This window comes from Agrobacterium sp. GD03872 (assembly GCF_029840625.1).
GTDB lineage: Bacteria > Pseudomonadota > Alphaproteobacteria > Rhizobiales > Rhizobiaceae > Agrobacterium > Agrobacterium fabrum_A.
The window spans coordinates 25,330-45,863 of the sequence record NZ_JAOCCY010000005.1 but is presented as its reverse complement, the minus strand read 5'-3'; the positions used below and the strand labels follow the sequence as shown (position 1 = coordinate 45,863).

The following is a 20,534-nucleotide window of genomic DNA, read 5'->3' as shown; positions in this document are numbered from 1 at the left end:
ATCAGGCGTCTCCGTCATACCAGAAGCTATCCGGCATATAGACGCCGAGATAGGATGTGGGTTCGTAACCGAAAAGCGCCTTGTCCGGCACGTTTCGCATGCGTTTGACATGGACGACGGGCTGAAGCGCGCCGTTGACGATGCCGATGGAAAAGACCTGCTGCGTGTAAATACCCAGCATTTCCAGCCAGATGGCCTCCCGCTCCTGTTCTGTGATGCTTTTGCGCCATTTTTTCAGGAGATCGAGCAGATGCGCCGCTTCCGGCAGATCGGGCTCCTTGCCCTCGCGGCCGCCGGAGAGATAATGCACGCCCCAGACCGGCCATTGCAGCTGATCGTCACCGGTGGGCGCAAGGCCGGAAGGCAGCATGTCAGGTGTCGGCACACCATTGTCCATGCCCATCCAGACCGACATCAGCACCTCGCCGCCCATGGCGCGCTTGCGGAAGACATCGCGCTGGGTGGGACGTACGGACACCGCGATGCCGATATGCCGCCAATGGTCCGTCACCAGCTCCATGACGTCGGTTTCAAGCGTGCTTTCGCCCGTCGTCTCGACGATGACATAGGCCGGACGCCCATCCGGCAGGAGACGGAGGCCGGCATTGTCGCGCTTGTCGAGACCCGCTTCGTCAAGCAGCCTGTTGGCCGTCGCACGGTCGAAGGCGCTCCATGCGTCTGCGAATTCCTGCCGGTAGAGCGGGCTTTCCGGCAGAACCGTATCGGCGCTCTCCTTAGCCAGCCCATAAAAACAGACCATGTTGATTTCGTGCCGGTTTATCGCGAGCGACAGCGCCCGGCGCACGCGCACATCCTGAAAAGCGCTGCGCCAGACCGGATCGGCGCAATTCAGATTGGGCAGAAGCGCAATGCGCGAACCCTGGGAGCGCTTATAGAGGTTCACCTTCAGGGGAAAGCGCTTTTCCGCATCCTTCAGAAAGGTGTAATCGGCGAAATCGAGGCCGAAATATTGCAGGTCGCTGTCGCCCGAGGCCGTCTTGGCCGAGATGATGTCGGACGAGGTGACGTTCAGCAGAAACCGGTCGAGATAGGGCAGTTGCAGGCCGTTTTCATCGACACGGTGATAATAGGGGTTACGTTCGAAGACGAATTGTTCCGCCGGCGGTGCGGTGGTGTTGCGCCATGCATCCAGCGTCGGCAGATCGGGGTTTTCCGGCCGCACCTGCCGCGACATCTTGATGTGCAGGCCACTCCAGTCATCCGCCTTGTTTTTCTTGATGAGTTTGGCGAGCTTTTCCGCCGTCTGATATTTGACGTGAAACTGCTTCATATAGGCGGCGGGAAGGAACAGCCGCGCCGGTGAGGCAGCGGCGAGCTTCGCCAGAAAGTCCGGGTTGGGGCCGTCCCAGGTGTAACGTACCGTCAGCCGGTCGATGACTTCGATCAGTGGCGGTTTGCTGTTGACCAGAAGTTCGATTGGCGGACCGCCCTTGTGGATTTCCTTGTTGAGGGCGACGTCCTCCCAGAAATAGCGGAAATCCTCTGACGTGAAATCGCTGCCGTCAGACCATTTGTGGCTCTCGCGCAGCCTGAAGGTGAAGATGCGCTCTTCCTGTACGTCGTAGCTTTCGAGAATATCGGGATGCAGTTCGAATTTCTCGTCATAACCGACAAGGCGGGCATAGCTGCTGATCGGCATGAGCCTGATATCGCGCTGGCCGCCAATGAGCATGCGCACCGAGCCGCCATGTTTTCCCGGCTCGCGGCCAAGCGCTTTCATATCGATGACGCGTGGATTTTTCGGCAGGCGGTCTGCCACGTCCGGCAATTCGCCCTTTTCCCGTTTTTCCTTGAAATAGGCCGGATCGGTATAGGCGGCCCGCGCATAGGCCGGCAGGAAGACGGAGGCCAAGAGGGCAAGAGTGGTGCGGCGCGTGATCAAGGGCGAAGCTCCCGGATATCGGCATTGCCATTCGCAAGAACGAAATGGCCTTCGCCGAGATCGGCGGAAATCATGTCGCCGTCACCCTCGTCGCGGAACTGTTTGCCCCAGTCGAACTTGCCCGTCGCGCTGATCTTGCCGATGGTGCGGAAATCGAGCGGGCGGTCGAGATCGGGGAAAGGCACGGCGGCGAGCAGGGATTTTGTATAGGGGTGAACCGGAGAGCGCATCAGGATTTCGCGCGGCGCCAGCTCCACGATACGGCCCTCGCACATCACGGCCACGCGGTCGGCCATATAATCCACCACTGCAAGATTGTGCGAGATGAAGAGATAAGTCAGCCCGAGATCCTGCTGCAGATCCTTCAGCAGGTTGAGGATCTGCGCCTGCACGGAAACGTCGAGGGCGGAAACGGGTTCGTCGCAGATGAGAAGTTCAGGACCGAGCGCCAATGCCCTGGCGATACCGATACGCTGCCTTTGTCCGCCCGAGAAACTATGTGGGTAACGGTTCAGCGCGCTTTCTCCGAGACCGATGGCCCTGACGAGATTGCGCACTTTCTCCGCACGGTATTTCGCATCGCCCCGCCCGTGGATTTCCAGCGGCTCGCTCAGGATGTTACCGACGGTCATGCGTGGGGACAGTGACGATATCGGGTCCTGGAAGACCATCTGTATCTTCGACCGCAGTTCCTTGAGATCTCCATCCCTGGCATTGAGGACATCGATATCGCCCTCTGGCCGGTGAAAGCTCACCGAGCCTTCATCCGGGCGAACGGCGCGCATGAGGATTTTGCTGACAGTGGTCTTGCCGCTGCCGCTTTCACCCACCAGACCGAGGCATTCTCCGCGGCGGATTTCAAAACTGACGTTGTTGACCGCCTTGGTGGCGTTGGAGTCGCCCTTGCGGAACCAGCTGGACTTCCGGGTCGTGAAAGTCTTGCTGATATTGTCCACGGTCAAAAGCGGGCCGGGGGTCTTGTTCACCGCGGCGGTCTTCTTGCCGACAAGGCTTTCGTGGTCGATGTTGATTTCGCGCAGCGCCTTCAGCCTTTCGCCGGGCTTCATGTCGAAATGCGGCACGGCGGCCATAAGACCCTTGAGATAGGGATGGCCCGGAGCCTTGAAAATGTCGTCGACCGTGCCGGCTTCCATGATCTCGCCCTGATAGATCACGGCGACCTCGTCGGCGATGTTGGCCACCACGCCGAGATCGTGGGTAATGAGCAGCATGCTCATGTTCAGCCGGCTCTGGAGATCGCGCAGCAGCTTGAGGATTTGCGCCTGTATCGTCACATCGAGCGCCGTCGTCGGCTCATCGGCGATCAGAAGCGCTGGCCGACAGATCAGCGCCATGGCGATCATGGCGCGCTGGCGCATGCCGCCCGACAATTCGAAGGGATACATGTTCACGACCTTCTTGGGTTTGGAAAACCCCACGAGGTCGAGCGTTTCATGCATTTTTTCCGCGCGCTCCGCCGGTGACAGGACGCTGTGAATCCTGAGCGCCTCGTCGATCTGGTTGCCGATGGTGTGCAGCGGCGAAAACGAGGTCATGGGCTCCTGAAAAATCAGCCCGATGCGGTTGCCGCGAATGGCGCGGATTTCCCGGCCATCCTTCGGCAATTGCAGCAGGTCGACGGGGCCGGCTGCGGCGTTTTCCGGATCGGTGAACAGCACGCGGCCGTTCACACGCGCTGTCTTGGGATGGATGCCCATGATGGTCTGGCCGATCACCGATTTTCCGGAGCCGGACTCGCCGACCAGAGCGGTGACTTTTCCCGGAAGGATGCGGAGGCTTGCGCCCCTGACGGCATCGATGGTGCCGCCCATGAGAGAAAACGAGACCCGCAGATTTTCAATACGGAGCAAATCTGCGCCTGCACTCATGCCAAAGGGTTCCTTGCCGTCTCTTTATCGTTGCCTTGTGACAATTTGCTCAGGAGGGCTTAAAAAGCACGTTATCGCAGGGTTTGTTGTCTGTCTATGCCTCTGAAACATCGAATTGTTTAGCGAATTCAAAGCCGGCTTCCGAAACGCGATGGCTTGCCTGAGGCCTTTTGTTTGGCGATATGTTAACGAGCGTTTCTGGATGAGGATCCATGTCCGACAAGAAATATTATGACGCTGAACTCGATAAAGCCCGGCAGTTGCAAAATAACGGCCAATATGCGGAAGCCAATGCGCTTCTCTTATCGCTGGTTGCGGCAAAAGACGGGCATCTGATGGGCGAGAGAACGGTGCTTGGCTTGCCGCGCCGGCTGCACGCCGCGCGGCTGCGGCTCGCTAAGGCCGAGGGCGATATGGTCGCCAGGATCGGTTATCAATATACGCTGGTTCCACCGCCGCAGGTCCTGGCAAAATATGCACAGTTTTCCCCGGAAGAACGTCACGTAATCAGCCTCAAAAGCCGGGAGGATATCCCGAGGCTCATTCATCAGGTGTGGATCGGGGACAAGGCCCCGCCGGTATCGGTGGAGGCCTGGGCGCGCCATGCCGCAGAACATGGTTACGGCTATCGCCTGTGGCGGGAGGCCGATCTTGAGCGGGAAGGTGTTTTTTCAAACGATGTCTTCAGGACCATGCTGGAGAAGGGCGATTATCCGGGCGCGGTGGATGTCGCCCGCTATATCCTGCTGGAGCGGTTTGGCGGCATTTATCTCGACTGCGACTGGTATCCGGCCCGCGACGATGTGAGTTTTGATGCATTCCTGCCATTGGCGGGATTGACGGCGTTTGACGAAAAAACGCCGCGTGATACCGGTCACGGCAGCATGCTGCTTGCCAATTCCTTCATCGCCGCGCCTGCCGGGCATCCGGTGTTCCGCAGGATGCTCGACGCTTTTCCTGGAATTATCGAAGAAATGCCGCGTGCGCCGGCCTGGTGGTCGACCGGCCCCTTGATCTTTACCGTCGTCGCCCGTGCGGGAAGCATCAGCCTTGCGCCGGCGGCGTTTGTTGCGGCATCTCTGCCCGATCGTACGCCTTTGGAGGATGTGCAGGCGATCAGACGGGACCTTGCCTCTCAGGCGAGTGGGCTGCTGATCGCCTGGAAATCATGGTGAGATTTCGTCGACGAGGTCTTTCGAGGAACGCCAGCGTGCGGCGGCATGCCCTGCCGTTGCCTCAAAAAGTCGCCTGAGGAAGCACCAGACATTGTCATCATGCACGAGATGGTGGGTGAGGATGCCGGTTGTGCCGCCATTTTCAGCGGCCTTCAGGATGCGGGCGGCGGTTTCGGCGAAAAGAATGTCCTCTTCGCGGCCGCCACGGCTGCCGTGCCAATCGATCACATCGACGTGGGTATTCAGGCAGGGCGGCACGGTGTTTTTCTCCGGGCCGAACACGGACAGGGCACGATAACCGAGGCCGGCCAATCCCGCGACGATACCGGCGTCTATGCGGTTCCACGGCGGCACCAGCATCGGCACCAGGCGCCCGCCATGCAGGTCATGGAGCTTGTCCAGTCCGGACTGCAACTCATCGAGCACGATGTCCGGCTCACGATGCGATCCGAGTTCCTGCTTCTTTTCCTTTGTCCCGGCATAATTCACGTGGGACCAGCCATGGACGGCGACCTGCGCGATGTCGGACGAATCCAGATGCTGCGCGAGCTTCTCCGTCGTCGTCTCGGGAATGACCGCGAGCGTGACCGGCGCGGAAAAGCTGCCGCAAAGGTCGAGCAGCGTGTCGAGTGCCGGTGTCGGCTCCACCGCATCATCGTCCCGGAGCCAGAGGTCGGCCTTTAGGCCGCGCCGGTCGCATTCATCCAGCGCCGCAACGAGTTTTTCCAGACTCATGATCGTCGTGCCTTTGCTTGCAACAGGATATGGTTCAGTTTTGCTGCGGCATTTTCCAGAGATCGTTCGTTGGCGACGAACAGGCGGGCCGCCTGCGCCAGTTCTTCGCGCTGTCTGTCGTCACCGAGCAGGGTCTTGATTGCCTCGGCATAGGCGGCTCTATCATTTTCTGGTGTCAGTAATCCTGTGGCTCCGGATTTTACCACTTCGGGAACACCGGCCACTTTTTCGGCCACGACGGGCAGGCCGGCGGCCTGCGCCTCGAGATAGGCGAGACCATAGGCTTCGCCATGGCCCGGCCAGACATAGAGAGATGCCTTTGAAAGAAGCGCGGCGATCTCATTTGCGGTTTTTTGCCCGTGCCAGACAAGGCGGCGATCGGGAAAGCCGCTGAACATGGCCTCGACGGACCCGCGTTCCGGTCCGTCGCCGATGATATCGAGCACCCAGTCGAGATGCTGCGGCAACAGGGCGAGCGCTTCGGAAAGCGCGCGATAGCTGTCGAGTTTGTCGCCCGCCCGCATCATGGCGACGGTGATGAGTCTCGTGGGTTCCGGGCGGGGTGTGTTGGTGAGAAAGGCTCCGGCGTCGATGAAGGGCGGCAACATCGCCCATCGCAGGGCGGGCGAGGCCCGCACAAGCCCATCACGATCCCGTGCGGTGAAGCAGATATTGACCGCGGCTTGGTTCACTGCGGCCAGTAGCCCGTCCTGCACCACCTGCCAGCCCATCCCGTTGCGTTTGGGCGAGTAGGACGCTTCGGCGGTGATGTAGGGAATATCGAAGCGCCCGGCCAGTTCCGGCCCAAGCAAATCCGGCGCCTTGTAATAGGGGTGATAACAGAACCAGAGGTCCGGCGGCCCATCCTGTCGCCAGCGCTGCGCGATGGTTTCAATTTCGCGCGTTGCCTGCTCGGCAAGCGAAGTCCGGGCCGGGTCGTCCGGTTGCTTCAGGAAGCTGCGCAATTCGGAAGCGACGAAAACCTCGTGGCCGCTCATCGTCATCGCCTTCATCAGCAAACGGGCCATCAGCCGGTCGCCGGAGGGAACGGGATGGTTGGGTGATTTGAGCGGCGAATAAAAGGCGATCTTCATGGCGATGGTTGTGCGTTGTTGGCGGCTTGGGCGTCAACCGGAATTTGAAAGGGCCGAGCCTTGACAGGTCAGCCATTCTTGCCCAACTGAATGGCATCTTTTGTATATGCGCGGAGCGTGACACGCTTTGACTTCTCCAGACATTTCCAAGACCCTGCTTTCCAGCATCGACAACAGAAGCGCCAAGGCAGGGGTAATCGGCCTCGGCTATGTCGGCCTGCCGCTTGCCATGACGATCGCCAGGGGCGGTTTCAAGGTTGTCGGTTTCGATATCGATCCCGGTAAAATTACCGCGATCGATGCGGGCCGCAGCTATATCGAGGCCGTTTCGGACGAGGTGCTGACGAGTGTGAGGCAGGACGACGGTTTTGTCGCCACCTCAGATTTCTCCAGGCTGGCCGAATGTGATGTCATTGCCATCTGCGTGCCGACGCCGCTGACGAAATATCGTGAACCTGACCTTTCTTATGTCGAAAGGACCTGCCGGGAAATTGCGGCCCATCTGCGCAAGGGGCAGCTCGTGGTGCTGGAATCGACCACCTATCCCGGCACGACCGACGGGGTGGTGAAGACCATTCTGGAAAGCACCGGGCTTGTTTCCGGCACTGATTTCTTCATCGGCTTTTCACCCGAACGCGAAGATCCCGGCAATCGCGATTTCGAGACTTCGACCATTCCGAAGGTGGTTGCGGGCGATGGTGACGCCGCTGGAAAACTGATGGCGGCTTTCTACGGTTCGGTGGTTAAAAAGATCGTTCCCGTTTCCACCAATGCCACGGCGGAAGCGGTGAAAATCACCGAAAACGTCTTCCGCGCGGTCAATATTGCCCTCGTCAACGAACTCAAGGTCGTTTATGAGGCCATGGGCATCGACATATGGGAAGTGATCGATGCGGCGAAAACCAAGCCGTTCGGCTTCATGCCCTTTTATCCCGGTCCGGGCCTTGGCGGGCACTGCATACCGATCGACCCATTTTATCTCACCTGGAAATCGCGGGAATATGAATTGCCGACGCGGTTCATCGAGCTTGCCGGGGAAATCAATACGGGCATGCCGCGTCACGTCATCGGGCGGGTCGCCGAAGCGCTCGACATCCATTCCGGCAAGGCGCTCAGCCGTTCGAAGGTGCTGGTCGTTGGTCTCGCCTACAAGAAAAACGTGCCCGACATTCGCGAAAGCCCGTCGCTGAAGCTCATCGAGCTTATTCAGGAGCGCGGCGGCGAAGCGGCCTATTATGATCCGCACGTGGCGGGAATCCCTAAAACCCGGGAATATAGCCACCTGATGGGCATGAAATCGGTGTCATGGGACAGGCGGACGATCGGCGCATTTGACGCGGTTCTTGTCGCGACCGATCATGACAATGTCGATTATTCCGCTCTAAGCGAATGGGCGCCGCTCATCATCGACACACGGAATGTCTTCGCGCGCCGGGACATAGCCGCAAAACATATCATCAAGGCCTGACAGGATGAGCAGACTGGACAGCTTCATTCGCCGGTTGACCGCGCAGCGGGACATCCTCAACCATGTGGAGGCCGATCTCGATCTGCCGGATGAGGGCGCGTTGATGGAAATCGGGCTTGGAAACGGGCGTACTTTCAACCACCTTCAGGAACTGTTTCCCCACCGTCGCATCATTGCCTTTGACAGGGCCATGGGTGCCCATGCCTCCTCGGTTCCGGTGGCAGAGGATCTCGTGATCGGTGAAATCTCGCAAACCGCTCCGGCTTTCATCGGCGCGGAAGCGGCGATGGTGCATGCGGATATCGGCACGGGCTATCCGGAAAAGGACGCCGTGACGCTGACATGGCTGCCAGATATTGCGGCAGGCATGCTGGCGAAGGGCGGTATTGCAGTCAGCGGCCTGCCGTTGGATCATCCCATGCTGAAGCCGCTGCCGGTTCCGGCAAGCGTGCCGACGGACCGCTATTTTCTTTACCGCAAGATTTGAAACGGACAGCCGGGCAGCAGACACCAGGGATTCTTTATAGGTAACGCTCGCTCTCTTGTTTCGAGAGCAGGAACACTTTCATCTGCGAGTTTCGCCCGCGAATGGCGATCTCTTCGCTTCTGAGATCGGCAATATCCTGCCCCGCCTGAATGATGGCCGGTTCGGAAACGACGATGGCGGCGCCGAATTCCTTGGCCTTGGATTCGAGTCTGCTTGCCACGTTTACGGTGTCGCCGATGGCTGTCAGGGTTTTTGCTGCCCCATATCCCATGACACCGACGATGCTCGGACCGGAATGAATCCCGACCACCACTTCCAGACGGACGGCGAATTGTTGTTCCAACCCTTCGTTGAGGATCGCGATGTCCCGCAATATGGTTGCGGCTGCCTTCATGGCGTTGCGGCAGGCATGGGCATTATCCTCGCCAAGTCCGAAAAGGGCCATGGCGCCGTCACCGATGAATTTGTCGAGATGGCCGCCCGTCTGTTCAACGGCCTGGCCGACGATGGTGAAGTAGCGGTTCAGCAGGAAGACGACATCATAGGGCAGTTTCGCCTCGGATAGTGTGGTGAAGTTGCGCAGATCGCAGAAGAGGATGGCGATTTCCTCTTCCCTTCCGGGACGGGCCGGCTGCGCATCCGCCGGCAGGTCACTCTGCTGGGGCGGCGAAACGAGAAGCGCGATGCTGAGATCGCTGGTCGGGCGCAGCTGGCATCCGAGCCGCACATCAGAATCGGCATGGATGCGTCTCAATGTGGTTTGTTCTATATCTCCGGGCGGGGGAAGCGGGCCCTTGCTGTTCAGAACCTTGACCCGACAGGTTGAACAGCGACCCTTGCCGCCGCAGACGGAATAATGCGGAATTCCCGCAAGACGGCTGGCTTCCAGAATGCTGAGCCCGGCCGGTACATGCGCCTGCGCGCCATGTTCATAGCGGATTTCGATCGCCGTCAATCGTTGTCGAAAGCTGCGTACGCCACGCATTGCGAAAACCAGCATTACCGCGCCGACGAACAATGTCTCTGCCGTGCCGGAGATGAAGCGGATCTGTGTTTCCATTTCCCGCTGTAGTGGCAGCTCGTCCTTTTGAATCGTATTGTCGACAAGTCCGGGCGGAAGCGCGTATTTTTCGTCGATTTCAGCCAGCCAGCGGCCGGCGTCGCTGAAACCAAGCAGCGCCAGCAGCGGCAACATCACGGCCACCGTCATAAACAGCCCGGCTATGCGTGGATACCAGTCCCGGTAACGCAGCCAGAAATAAAGGCCGATGCATCCGTGGACCCAGATCACAATCAAGGCGAGGCTTTGCCAGGCGCCCTGTATCGGATTGTTGATCCACAGCCGGCGGATGACCGAGTAGTAGCCGACATCGATGCCGTAGAGCATGTGCGACACGCGGATATTGACGGCGTGGCCGATGATCAGGAACGGGATGGACAGGCCGAAGATGACCTGAAGCGCTTCGCGGAGCGGCATGCGCAGCGTTCTGCGCAGATAAAGCGAACGCAGGACAAGGCAGACATGCACCAGAACCGAACCATAAAAAAGCAGGCTGCTGACGGGATTGAGCCAGATCAGGCTGAACCATTTTCGCGCCCGCTCGGCGGTATCGATGGAGATGAGTGCGAGAGAATGATTGAAAAGATGGGAAAATACGAAAGCAAATATGATGAGGCCGGATAAAATCCGGGCGTGTCTCAAATTGGTCTCCGAAAAGAAACGGATCATACAAATCCCATCATGTGGCCATTCGACGCAGAATCATCATGTAGTATGTGGTGGCACCCTTATTGCAGGGCGTCTCGTGGCAATATCGTGGAGCAATTGATCGGGAACGGTCAATTGTGCGTGTTCGAATGCCCGCCTGGCAGAAGATGCCGGATCCGGACTTCAAAAAGCGGTCGGGTAGGCGTCCGACCCTGGCGAACGCCATCTTGCCTCAGAGTTCGATGACCTGACCGTCCATGGCCGCGAATGCACCGCCAAACCGGGCTTTCGCCTGTTTTTCGATACTGTCCAGTTCCTCGTCGCTGCGGCTTGGGGCGTGGTGGATGAAGCCGACACTTTTTGCATCGGCCAGTTTGGCGAGGCGGATCGCCTGTTGCCAGGATGAATGGCCATAGCCGCGATAAAGGCTCATCTCGTCATCTGTGAACATGGCATCGTAGAGGAAAAGGTCGACGTCCCTGATCAGGTCGAGGACGGTTTCGTCGACACTGCCCGGCTCATGTTCGGTATCGGTGATGATGGCAAGGGATTTTCCTTCCCAGTCCAGCCGGTATCCGATGGCGTTGCCGGGATGATTGAGCATTCCGGTTCTGATCGAAAGGCCGGGATGCACATCAAGTGCGTCGCCCGGCAGGAAGTCCCGCGTCGCGATCTTGGCGCAACAGATCTCCAGCGGCACGGGGAACCAGGGTGGGCTCATGAAGTCCTTGAGCATTTCCCGGGTCGTCATGGTGCCGGCGAGGTGGCCGGACCAGATGGCGACATCGTTGGAGCTGTTATAAAAGGGCTTGAAATAGGGAAAGCCGACAATGTGGTCGTAATGGCAATGCGAGAAGAACAGGTTGACGTCGCGAATGCCTTCCGCCCGCAGGGCAAGACCGGCGGGATGCAAGCCCGAACCCGCATCGAACAAAAGAACGTGATCGCCGCATCTTACCTCGATGCAGATGGTATTCCCGCCGTATTTTCGGAAGTTTTCACCTGAAACGGGAAGCGTTCCCCGCGCACCCCAGATCTTTACCCGAAAATTTCTATTACTTTCCCGACTTGCTGTGTCGGAATCGAACGCCATGACACACCCCAATAACAACGGAATCTTGCACGCTTTCCTCCCATGAAGCCCGTTGTCTCTACAGATTATTATATCCGCCCGTTTTTGGCGGATGCCTTTACCCTTATTCAGTCAGCATTTCATTTATATTGCAATAGTACGACATTTATTTTTCCAATATCGACCGTCATGGTAGCAAGGAATTGCCGCTTATGTTCTGGCGTTTGCGCGCGCTTTGCTCAGTTCCGCCGTGGTCTGGGTAAGGCGTTCGGCCAGAACACGCATGACCTTGATCGTGATGTCGGGGAAATCGGACATGAGCTTGAAGAACTGTTCCTTGCCGATACGCAGGGCTTCCACATTGGTGGAGGCGCGCACGGTCGCGGTTCTGACGCTATCACAGAGGATGGCGATTTCGCCGACGATGGCATTGCCGGTCATTTCGGCCACTTTCAGTGTGCCCGAAGGGGAGTCGACCAGTACATCCACCTTTCCGGTGAGGAGAACATAGGCCGCATCGCCGACATCTCCCTGCCGAAACAGCACGTCGCCGGCATGGTAGGACACCCGGTCGGACGCGAATGCGAGCAGTTTCAGTTTCGACGGTTCCATCTCCGAGAAAAACGGAACCCTTTTCAGCATTTGAATTTCGTCTTTAAACAGCATTGACTTACCCTGTTCTTGTTCCACCTCGGCCGCATTCTTGGACTTATGTTGCGACCATGTCCTTGAATGTACCGTTTTCCTCGGCGAGAGTCTCGTAACTTCCGTCGGCGGTGATCAGGCCCTGGTGAACAACGATCACACGCTCGAACAGGCGAGAGAGGGTCGCATTCGACAGAACCCATACGATCGCTGGGTTATTGTTGTTCTGTTTCAGGAGTGTGATGACCCGCTCGACAATTTCCTCCTGCTGTCGGGGATCGAGGCCGGGTAGAGGGCGGTTGAAGACGTAATAATCGGATTTGCGGATCAGCGCCCTTGCGAGATTGAGCTTCTGGCGCTGGAGCGGGCCGAGCCGCTTGCCGCCGGCGCCCAGGTTGAAGTCCAGACCCACCGCCAGCACACGCTCATAGACACCCTGTTTGCGCATGACATCGGCGACAATGCGGGTGATGCGCCGCGAGGCGTCCGTATAGCGATGGCTGACCTTGCCGAAGAGGATGTTGTCCAGCAGGCTGGTTGCGCTCATATATTTGCTCGGATCGTAGATTTCGATCACGTTTTTCAGGCTGTCGGGCAGGTTCTCGTGGAACATGTGCCGGACTTCGACGATCCGGTTCATGATCTCCGGCGACAGCAGACCGAAACGCTGGCGAGGTTCGATGTAGAAGAAGCTGAGCCGCAGCATTGCGCGCTTTTCGCTTTCATTGGCGTCGTCGAAACTCTTGCCCTGAAGGCGTTGCAGCATCCGCTGATAGACCGGGATGTCATCCGGCGTCATGAAGGTGAGCTGCTGGAAGAACGGGTGGTCTCCCGGCAGGTCGGCAAAGATTTCCACGATGTTTTCAGCAATCGTGTAGCCCATTTCGAACAGGGTTTTCACGAGGCCGGTCTCCCGCATCAGCGAACGGAAATAGTCGCTTTCGATGACGGTCCTGATCGTCTGGGACGGATCCCGCATGGTGCCGAACAGCAGGTTTTCGCCGACCGTCGCCTCGCTATTGTAGCTATCGAGCTCGAAAGGCGCGATAAGGCCGCTCAGATTTTCCTTTTCCAGTTCGGCGCGCAGGACATGCCGCAGTTCCACGATGCGGGCGGCGAGATGCAGGTCCGTCAGGGGATCGATCGATGAGCGAAGGGCGAATTCCAGAATGTCTTGCGACAGTTCCACGCTGTCGAGGACGGCAAGAATCGCCTGGATGAGGTTTTCCGGCTTGCCGTCTCCAGCGGGGCTGGAGGCATAGTCGATCCATTCGCTGTTGATGTCGATCAGCGGATTGCCCGCCATCTTGGCTTCGCGGATCTCCCATTTGCGGTGTTCCAGCGCTGCACCCTCGTAGTCCTTATCCGCAAGCGGCGCATGTTTGAGGCCGTAAAGCAGATTGTCCTTCAGGCTGGCGTGGAAGAAATAGCTGTCCGAGGAGACATAGGAAATGCGCCGCCCGGTGAGCGATTCCGGCAGTTCCAATATGTCGACGTCGTTGATGCTGACCTTGCCGGAGGTCGGCCAGAGCGTGCGGCCCATTGCATCCGCCAGCGCCTCGGCGCCCGAGCCGCCGACGATGGCGATTACCTCACCCGGCTCGATCTTCAGCGATGCCTGCTCCAGAAGCCGGCTGCCGCTGTCGTCCTCAAGCGTCAGATTGGCGACGACGATCGGGGCGCTGATCGCCGCGACGGCGCCGGGAGACAGTTTCTGCACCTTTTCGTCGATCATGTTTGGCGCATCGAACTGCTCGAAGACCTGCTCGTATTTCACCTGCACGTCCTGACGCGCCTGATCCCAGTCGATCAGTTCCTTCAGCGGCCCGGGCAATTCCTTATAGGCATTGATGACGGCGACCAGCTGCCCGACATCGAGGCTGCCCTTCAGGGTGAGATAACCGCCGAGCGCATAAAAGAAGAAGGGTGTGAGCTGTGCGAGGAAGTTATTGATAAATTTGACCAGAAATTTCCACTGGTAGAGATCGTAACGGATCTTAAAGATGTCGCCGAGCCGGTGCGAGGCATCCGCGCGCTCGTAATTGGACGTGTCATAGGCGTGGATGGTGCCGATGCCGTCGACCATTTCGCCGATGCGTCCGGCAAGCTGGCGGGCGCTCAGCTGCCGCTGGCGGCCGAGTTCGATGAGGCGGCGGCGCATTTTGGGAATGATGCCCACCTGGATCGCCGCCATGAAAGCCGCGATCAGGCCCAGCCAGAAGTTCTGAACCAGAATGAAGAAGAGTGCGGAGAGCGCCTGGCCGCCGAGAAGCGCCGGCTGCACGAAGGCGTCGCCGGTGAAGCCGCCGAGCGGCTCCACCTCGTCCTTCACCATGCTGGAGATTTCAGCGCCCTTGACCCGCTTGAAATGGGAGGGTGGGAACCGCAGGATCTTGTCTATGAGCTCGAAGCGGATACGCCGCAGAAGCCGCTCGCCGAGGCGGCCCTTGTAGGTATTGATGTAATATTTGAAGAGCCCGTTGATGATGACAAGCGCAAGGAAGGTCAGGCTAAGCGCCATCAGCATCGACATGCGGTTGAGCTCGAGCCCGGGGAACAATGTCACGGTGCCCCAATAGGGGATGTCGACCGTGAGATGCATGAAAAGCTGCGTCGCGTTCGCCCCTTCGAACCCGTCCCCCTGAATAGGCCCGTTGACGATCTGCTTGGGCAGATCGAAAGCAAGGAAATAGGGGATCATCGACAGAGCCACGATCAGCAGAATGAAAAGCTGCTGCCGCCTCGTGTGCGACCAGATATAACGCGTAAGGCTTTGTTCCATATAAAACTTCTATGACCTGTCGGGCGAGGCCCGGCGTGTTGGTTTGCGCGGTGTCTAGACGATCCGGTGGCCGGGTGGCGCAACCTCCTCCTGCAAATAGGTATGGGACTCGCTATTTATCAGTATATTCAAGCGGTTTCGAGCAAAATAGCGGTCCTGCAGAGACTTGTCCGTCATGCCGGCGATTGTTTTTTCAGGGGCGTGTATCGCAAGTGATATAAATGCGACTGTATTTTTAGACTTCTCTAATGTTGTTGTTTTTATTGTAGAACAGGCGTTAAGACGCTTCGATACAATGATCCCGTAATGGTTGAGCCAAACACTGGCACAATGATGGCAAGGTCGATGGCGATAGATATTTCAGAGCATGCAGGCAGCGATCCGTCCCTTGATACATTGTCGCTTTCCGGCATTGCATCGAACGGGGCTATTGCCCATCCCGTGTCTTTTGGCGGGCTCACCGGCATTTTTCATCCTGCACGGGAAGAGGCAAGGCAGGCTCATGCCGTTCTTTTTGTCAGCCCCTGGGGGATGGAGGAGCTGTGCAGCCGCAAGTTCCAGCGGGTTCTGGCCGAGCGGCTGGCTGATTGCGGTGTCGCGAGCCTGCGATTCGACTATCTTGGCGCGGGTGACGCCTTCGACCCCGATGATGCCGGCCGTACGGCGGACTGGCTTTCCGATACGCGCGCGGCACTCGCCTGTCTGAAGCGCCTTTCCGGATGCGCCGACGTGATTGTCGTTGCGCAGGGCCTCGGTTGCCTGATGGCGGCGCAGGCGCTTGCTGATGTAGCCGAAGCGGGCTCCATGGCGTTTCTGGCGCCTGTCGTTTCCGGCCGCGCCTATCTGCGTGAACTGGCGATGTGGTCGTCCATGATCGATGACGGCCTTGGCCTTCGGCCCGGACAACGCATGGCCGAGGCGGGATCGATTGCCGGCATGACCATGCCTGGGGGTGTTGCCGATGCGATCAAGAAGGCCAATCTTTCAAACCTCACTGTCGCTCCGGCGCGCGCCATTCTGGTTCTTTCCCGACCGGGCCGCGCAACCGATGCCGATTTCGCCCGGCACCTCGCCACCATCGGCGGTACGGTGCAGGAGGCGGAATTTTCAGGCTATGACGATCTCGTCTCCAGCCCGACGCTCTCGAAAATATCCGACGATGTGGTGAAGAGGCTGGTCGACTGGGTCCTGTCGCAGACCCATGCCGGGAGCCCAACGACCTCGGAGGAGGATGTCACCCTCAATGCCGCGCAGCGCGGCCGTGGTTTTTTCGAGCAGCCGGTACAGTTTGGCGAAGGTGGACGGCTTTTCGGCGTTCTCTGCACGCCGGACGACCGGGAGGTCGTTTCTTCCGTCCTTCTGCTTGGCGCCGCCTATGACCGGCATTCCGGCTGGGGCAGGCTTTCGGTGCAGATGGCCCGTATATTGGCGCGTGAAGGCGTCGCATCGCTTCGCTTTGATGCGGCCAATATTGCCGACAGTCCTCCGGTCAAGAATGTACCCGATCAGGTTCTCTACGATGTGGCGCAGAATGACGACGTGGCCGCCGCGCTCGATTTTCTCGGTATGCGCGGCAAAGGACCTTTCATTGCGGCAGGCCGGTGCAGCGGCGCTTATCTCGCTTTTAACGGCGCGCTTGCCGATGACCGGATCGGAGCGGTGGTGGCGGTCAATCCGGTTGTCTTCCACTGGCGCAAAGGCCGCTCGGTGGATGAAGCCCTGCATAAGCGACCGCGCTCCTTCGGAGAATATAGCCAGCGTTTTCGCCAGGGCGCGACATTCAAGCGCCTCATCAGCGGCGATGTCGATGTGGTGAGTGCCGGGCTGAATATCGCCAAGGCGACAATGAAGCGGCTTTCGACAAAAACGGCGCGGCTGTTCCGCAGGGGCAGCGAGGAAGGACGCGCCGTTTTCGGCGCTTTCGACCGGCTGAAGGCGAAGGGCATCGCCATTCGTCTGCTCTATAGCGACAATGACGATGGTCTCGAGCATTTCCAATATTACTTCGATGCCAATGGCGAAGGGTTGGCGGCCTATCGGAACGTATCTCTGACCATTATTCCCGATGCCGATCACAATCTCTCAACGCCGCAGGCCAAAGACATCTATATCGAGGCGGTGAAGCGACTGGCTCTAGAAGGAAAACCGCCGGCCGGAACCCAGTGACATCACCTCTCCGGAAGGCGGAGTTTCGGTGGTTTCCGCCTCCGGCAGAAGGCTGATTTTTCTCGTTTCGCCGGGGCCGAGATGAAACCAGTTTTCTGAGGTGCGATACCCCGGTGCTGCGATATGGACGGATTGCGCCAACCGGTCCGTGCCGATTTCGAGGAACCAGTTGCCACTCGCTTCGCTGATCGCAACCTGAAGATTTGCGGCATGCAGCGCCTTTTTCCGGCCGAGCGGAAAATGGAAGGCGTCGGCGATGACATGTCCGGTCGTGACGTCGCGAAGCCGGGCAACCGTCACATCATGGGATGGCGGGCCGAAACGATAGGCATAGGTCGTATCGAAAAACGCGCCGAAAAGGTCGGTTGCGGCAATCGTCTGGCTCTGCCGTGGCGAAAGCGTCAGCGGTCGTTTGGCGTGGACGACGGGCTGCATGCCTTCGCGCAGGCAGCTTAGCTCCAGCATGGCTTCGAAAGCGCCGCCGCTCTCGTTGAGGATATGAATATCCAAGCCATTGGTGCCTTCGTCGGAAAGGCTGACCTGGATGGGGCGGAACGCCCTTTTCAGCGCGTGCCAGACGGATTTGGGCTGGCCAGCGGCATCGATGATGCCCCAGCCCGCGCCGGGAACGAGATCCTGCAGGGTCCAGACCAGAGCGCCCTGACAAGGGGAACAGCTGCGCCGCCATTCGGCAAAAGTCGCTTCCATGACCTCGGCCGTCGCAGCCCGGGACATGTCGAGATAAAGGCCGCCGTCTTCGCGACGCAGAACATCCGGTTCGACGTCGTAAAGCAGTTTCAGATAATGGTCGCGAACATCCTCGAAATCCCAGGAGGCGCCGCGATCGCGCGGTGTGCGGGCTTTCCATCGTGGATCGTGCACGGCGACGCCGGGAAGATATCTGTCCAGCGTTTCCTGTTCAGGAATATTGGCGAAGGCGAGGCATTCCGCGGCGAAGCGCAGATCGGCGCGCCGCGCATCTTCCAGCGGGCGACAATAGGCGCCCACGCCGTAATAATGGCCGACCCCGGCGTTGGGAAAGAAGGGTAGCGCACCGCCGGAAGGGGAATTGGCGACATAGGCCGCATCCGGCCGCTTCTCGGCGAGGAGTTCCGGCAGGACCTCCTCGGTGAGCGTTCCTTTCCATATCTGCTCCGGCAGACCGAGCATCGCGCCCTGCTGGTACATTTCACTGCCGCCGCAGAAGACGGTGAGCGATGGAGAAAGCGCGGTGGCTTCGAGGAACTGCGAGATTTCCGTGACGATATGCTGGCGCAGGCTCTCGTCCTTTGCCGGGTAATCGAAATTGGCGAGCATGGCGTCCTGCCAGACCATGATGCCGAGTTCATCGCAAAGCGCGAAGAATTCCGGTGTCTCATAAGCCATGGTGCCGCCGATGCGGATCATGTTCATGCCGGCTTCCGCGGCTTTTCCAAGCCAGGGCTCGTAGTCTGGTCTTGTTCCCGGCAGGCGCACGATATCGGCCGTCGTCCAGACCGCGCCGCGGCAGAAGACCGGCTGACCGTTCACCTTGAGGCCGAAACCGTTACCGTCTTCGCCATGATCGATCTCGACCCGCCGGAAGCCGGTACGCCCCAGCCTATGTTGTTCGCCGTCCAGTTCCAAAAGCGTGTCGTGCAGCGCAGGCCTGCCATGGGTGTGCGGCCACCATGTTTCGACATCGGGTATGTGGAGCTCGCCGGAAAACTTGCCGTTCTCATCCCTGGAAAGTTCGGCGCTATAACCCGCGCAGCCAAGCCGTGCCGATTTTATGGCCCGGCTGGTTTCCAGCACGATGCCAATCGTTCCCGTTCCTGCCTCGTCCAGTGAAGATCGGAGCGTGCAGAGTACCCCGTCCTGCCTTATCAGGCTGATGGGCCGCCATGGGCCGGCGGCGTGGATTTCCGGGCACCAGCCGGGCATGTAACCGAGTGCGGTGGTGCGGATCAGCCGCAACCCCTGCGTATTCATCATCTGCGGCCGCCAGCGGGCGCGGGGACCGGGTTTTTCAAGTCTCGGCGCAAGCGCCCGGAAGCAGATCGAAAGCTCGTCCGCGCCCGTCAATTCGACAGGCACTTCCAGTCTTTCAAACATGCTCTGGCTTGCGGCAATCAGCTCGCCGTTGAAGAAGATTTCGGCAATGGTGGAGAGACCGTCGAAACGCAGGGTGGCGCGTTCGCGCGTATCGGAAATCATCGTCAGCCGATACCAGGCATCCCTGTCATTGAGAGGCGCCGGGGCAAGGCGGTCGAATTTTCCAACCGCTTCCAGAGCTTGCGCCACGGTGCCGGGAACGGAGACGTGAAGGCTGTCGAGCGGTGCGGGGATGTCGGATGGCGTCTCGCAGGCATCGGCGGGCGTCAGCGTCAGCGTCCAGCCTTCGCTCAGCAATTCCTCGCTTTCGCCCGGAAGATAGATCCTCACGCTGCCTCGCTGGCATCAGTGAGTTTGGCCGCAAGCGCTTCCATCACGCCATCCCATGCATCCGCTGCCGGATCGAGCACGGTGTCCAGCGCATCAAATTTACGGCGGGTGACGGCGCGGGCGAGCTGGAATTGCACGGTCTTGGCAACCTCGGAAATCTTGAGCGCGTGGTCTCTTGCTTCAGAAAAACCGTCTGCGTCCAGCCATTCGAGGTGGCTTGCCGCCAGTTCGAAATTGGCGCCGAGCTGGCGCAGCGTGTTGAAGGCATATTTGTGGAAAAAACCGAAGGGCCTGTCGGCGACCTTTTCCACCTGCGTCGGAAAAACGCCGGCAAAAGCGCGGACCGGGTTGGCGGAGGGCCGTCTGGAAAAATGAAACTTCAGGAGCCGTTCGGCCGTCTTGCGAATATGTGCGGGCGAGGTGCTGCTGTCCGCGAATTTCGCGAACTCGGTATAGGGCAGGAATGGCGGATCGGTCTCGGCCAGATGGTGCTGGAACAGGCCATCGAAGTCTTCGCCGGACAGGTGGAAGAAGCCGGCATTGTGGAAATAGTCGAGTTCGCGCTTCGCGAGGTCGAGCCGGTTGATGGCGATGGTGGTCTTGCCATGCTCCTTCCGGTAGCCCACCCCATGGGTATCCGGCATATAGAAGCTGTCCATCTCGATCAGGCAGATGCGGCCGCGTGCGAGCTGCGCCTCGATGTGGTTTTCCACGCTGTCGAAGATCGCAAGTTCGGTGGCGCGAACGCCATAAAGCGCCTCGAGGTCTTCCAGCGGCACCTTGAAGAAGGTGAACTGGTCGCCTTCGAAATCCTGCGTCAGCGTGAAACCGAACATGGCTTCCGGGGATAAGCCTTTCGAGGCCAGCACCTCGATCCATAAATCGATGTAGCAATTGGTTTCCGGCCACATTCTCTCGGAGGAATGAAGCGGATGCTGCACATAGTTCTTGGGATCGAGACCGGGGAAAATCTGCCGCATGAATGA

At 59.0% G+C, this 20,534-nt stretch carries 14 protein-coding genes; 4 read left to right on the top strand and 10 right to left on the bottom strand.

Features of this window, described 5'->3' with window-relative positions; translation table 11 throughout:
* Position 1: 1 nt before the first annotated feature.
* Both N5D22_RS14110 and N5D22_RS14105 read right to left on the bottom strand, forming a co-directional pair.
* The gene (locus N5D22_RS14110) at positions 2 to 1,903 is read right to left on the bottom strand and encodes an ABC transporter substrate-binding protein (protein ID WP_279656713.1); all 1,902 of its coding nucleotides are present in this window, start codon (positions 1,901 to 1,903) and stop codon (positions 2 to 4) included.
* The gene (locus N5D22_RS14105; RefSeq protein ID WP_279656714.1) at positions 1,900 to 3,792 is read right to left on the bottom strand and encodes an ABC transporter ATP-binding protein; all 1,893 of its coding nucleotides are present in this window, start codon (positions 3,790 to 3,792) and stop codon (positions 1,900 to 1,902) included. Before N5D22_RS14105 ends, N5D22_RS14110 begins: the two co-directional genes overlap by 4 nt.
* Before the next feature lie 212 nt (positions 3,793 to 4,004).
* Here N5D22_RS14105 and N5D22_RS14100 point away from each other — a divergent pair, with 212 nt between their 5' ends.
* Positions 4,005 to 4,967, top strand: coding sequence for a glycosyltransferase (locus tag N5D22_RS14100; RefSeq protein ID WP_279656715.1), 963 nt, complete (start codon positions 4,005 to 4,007; stop codon positions 4,965 to 4,967).
* Here the strand turns inward: N5D22_RS14100 and N5D22_RS14095 are convergent.
* Together N5D22_RS14095 and N5D22_RS14090 are read right to left on the bottom strand one after the other, a co-directional pair.
* Complete coding sequence (locus N5D22_RS14095) at positions 4,959 to 5,702, bottom strand: polysaccharide deacetylase family protein (RefSeq protein WP_279656716.1); 744 nt, start codon at positions 5,700 to 5,702, stop codon at positions 4,959 to 4,961. The two genes, N5D22_RS14100 and N5D22_RS14095, sit on opposite strands and share 9 nt — an antisense overlap.
* Positions 5,699 to 6,796 (bottom strand): glycosyltransferase family 4 protein, encoded by a 1,098-nt coding sequence (locus tag N5D22_RS14090; RefSeq protein ID WP_279656717.1) that lies wholly within the window; start codon positions 6,794 to 6,796, stop codon positions 5,699 to 5,701. Before N5D22_RS14090 ends, N5D22_RS14095 begins: the two co-directional genes overlap by 4 nt.
* A gap of 127 nt (positions 6,797 to 6,923) precedes the next feature.
* Here N5D22_RS14090 and N5D22_RS14085 point away from each other — a divergent pair, with 127 nt between their 5' ends.
* Complete coding sequence (locus N5D22_RS14085; protein WP_279656718.1) at positions 6,924 to 8,264, top strand: nucleotide sugar dehydrogenase; 1,341 nt, start codon at positions 6,924 to 6,926, stop codon at positions 8,262 to 8,264.
* 4 nt (positions 8,265 to 8,268) lie between these two features.
* Positions 8,269 to 8,751 (top strand): class I SAM-dependent methyltransferase, encoded by a 483-nt coding sequence (locus N5D22_RS14080; protein WP_279656719.1) that lies wholly within the window; start codon positions 8,269 to 8,271, stop codon positions 8,749 to 8,751.
* Positions 8,752 to 8,785: 34 nt separating this feature from the next.
* Here the strand turns inward: N5D22_RS14080 and N5D22_RS14075 are convergent, their stop codons facing one another.
* The 4 genes from N5D22_RS14075 to N5D22_RS14060 form a co-directional block, all read right to left on the bottom strand.
* Positions 8,786 to 10,480 (bottom strand): adenylate/guanylate cyclase domain-containing protein, encoded by a 1,695-nt coding sequence (locus N5D22_RS14075; RefSeq protein ID WP_279656720.1) that lies wholly within the window; start codon positions 10,478 to 10,480, stop codon positions 8,786 to 8,788.
* Between the two features lie 211 nt (positions 10,481 to 10,691).
* Positions 10,692 to 11,552, bottom strand: coding sequence for an MBL fold metallo-hydrolase (locus N5D22_RS14070; protein WP_279656721.1), 861 nt, complete (start codon positions 11,550 to 11,552; stop codon positions 10,692 to 10,694).
* 189 nt (positions 11,553 to 11,741) lie between these two features.
* Positions 11,742 to 12,197 carry a cyclic nucleotide-binding domain-containing protein gene (locus N5D22_RS14065; RefSeq protein WP_279656722.1) on the bottom strand — a complete coding sequence of 152 codons (456 nt, stop codon included), beginning with the start codon at positions 12,195 to 12,197 and terminating at the stop codon, positions 11,742 to 11,744.
* Between the two features lie 43 nt (positions 12,198 to 12,240).
* Entirely contained in the window at positions 12,241 to 14,958 is a 2,718-nt protein-coding gene (locus N5D22_RS14060) for an ABC transporter ATP-binding protein (protein ID WP_279656723.1), read from the bottom strand.
* Between the two features lie 345 nt (positions 14,959 to 15,303).
* Here N5D22_RS14060 and N5D22_RS14055 point away from each other — a divergent pair, with 345 nt between their 5' ends.
* Positions 15,304 to 17,124 carry an alpha/beta hydrolase gene (locus N5D22_RS14055; RefSeq protein ID WP_279656724.1) on the top strand — a complete coding sequence of 607 codons (1,821 nt, stop codon included), beginning with the start codon at positions 15,304 to 15,306 and terminating at the stop codon, positions 17,122 to 17,124.
* Here N5D22_RS14055 and N5D22_RS14050 read toward each other — a convergent pair.
* Positions 17,092 to 19,548, bottom strand: a complete 2,457-nt coding sequence (locus tag N5D22_RS14050; protein ID WP_279656725.1) for a glycoside hydrolase family 2 protein — start codon at positions 19,546 to 19,548, stop codon at positions 17,092 to 17,094. The two genes, N5D22_RS14055 and N5D22_RS14050, sit on opposite strands and share 33 nt — an antisense overlap.
* The gene (locus tag N5D22_RS14045) at positions 19,545 to 20,528 is read right to left on the bottom strand and encodes a DUF1839 family protein (protein WP_279656726.1); all 984 of its coding nucleotides are present in this window, start codon (positions 20,526 to 20,528) and stop codon (positions 19,545 to 19,547) included. Before N5D22_RS14045 ends, N5D22_RS14050 begins: the two co-directional genes overlap by 4 nt.
* Between the last annotated feature and the right edge of the window lie 6 nt (positions 20,529 to 20,534).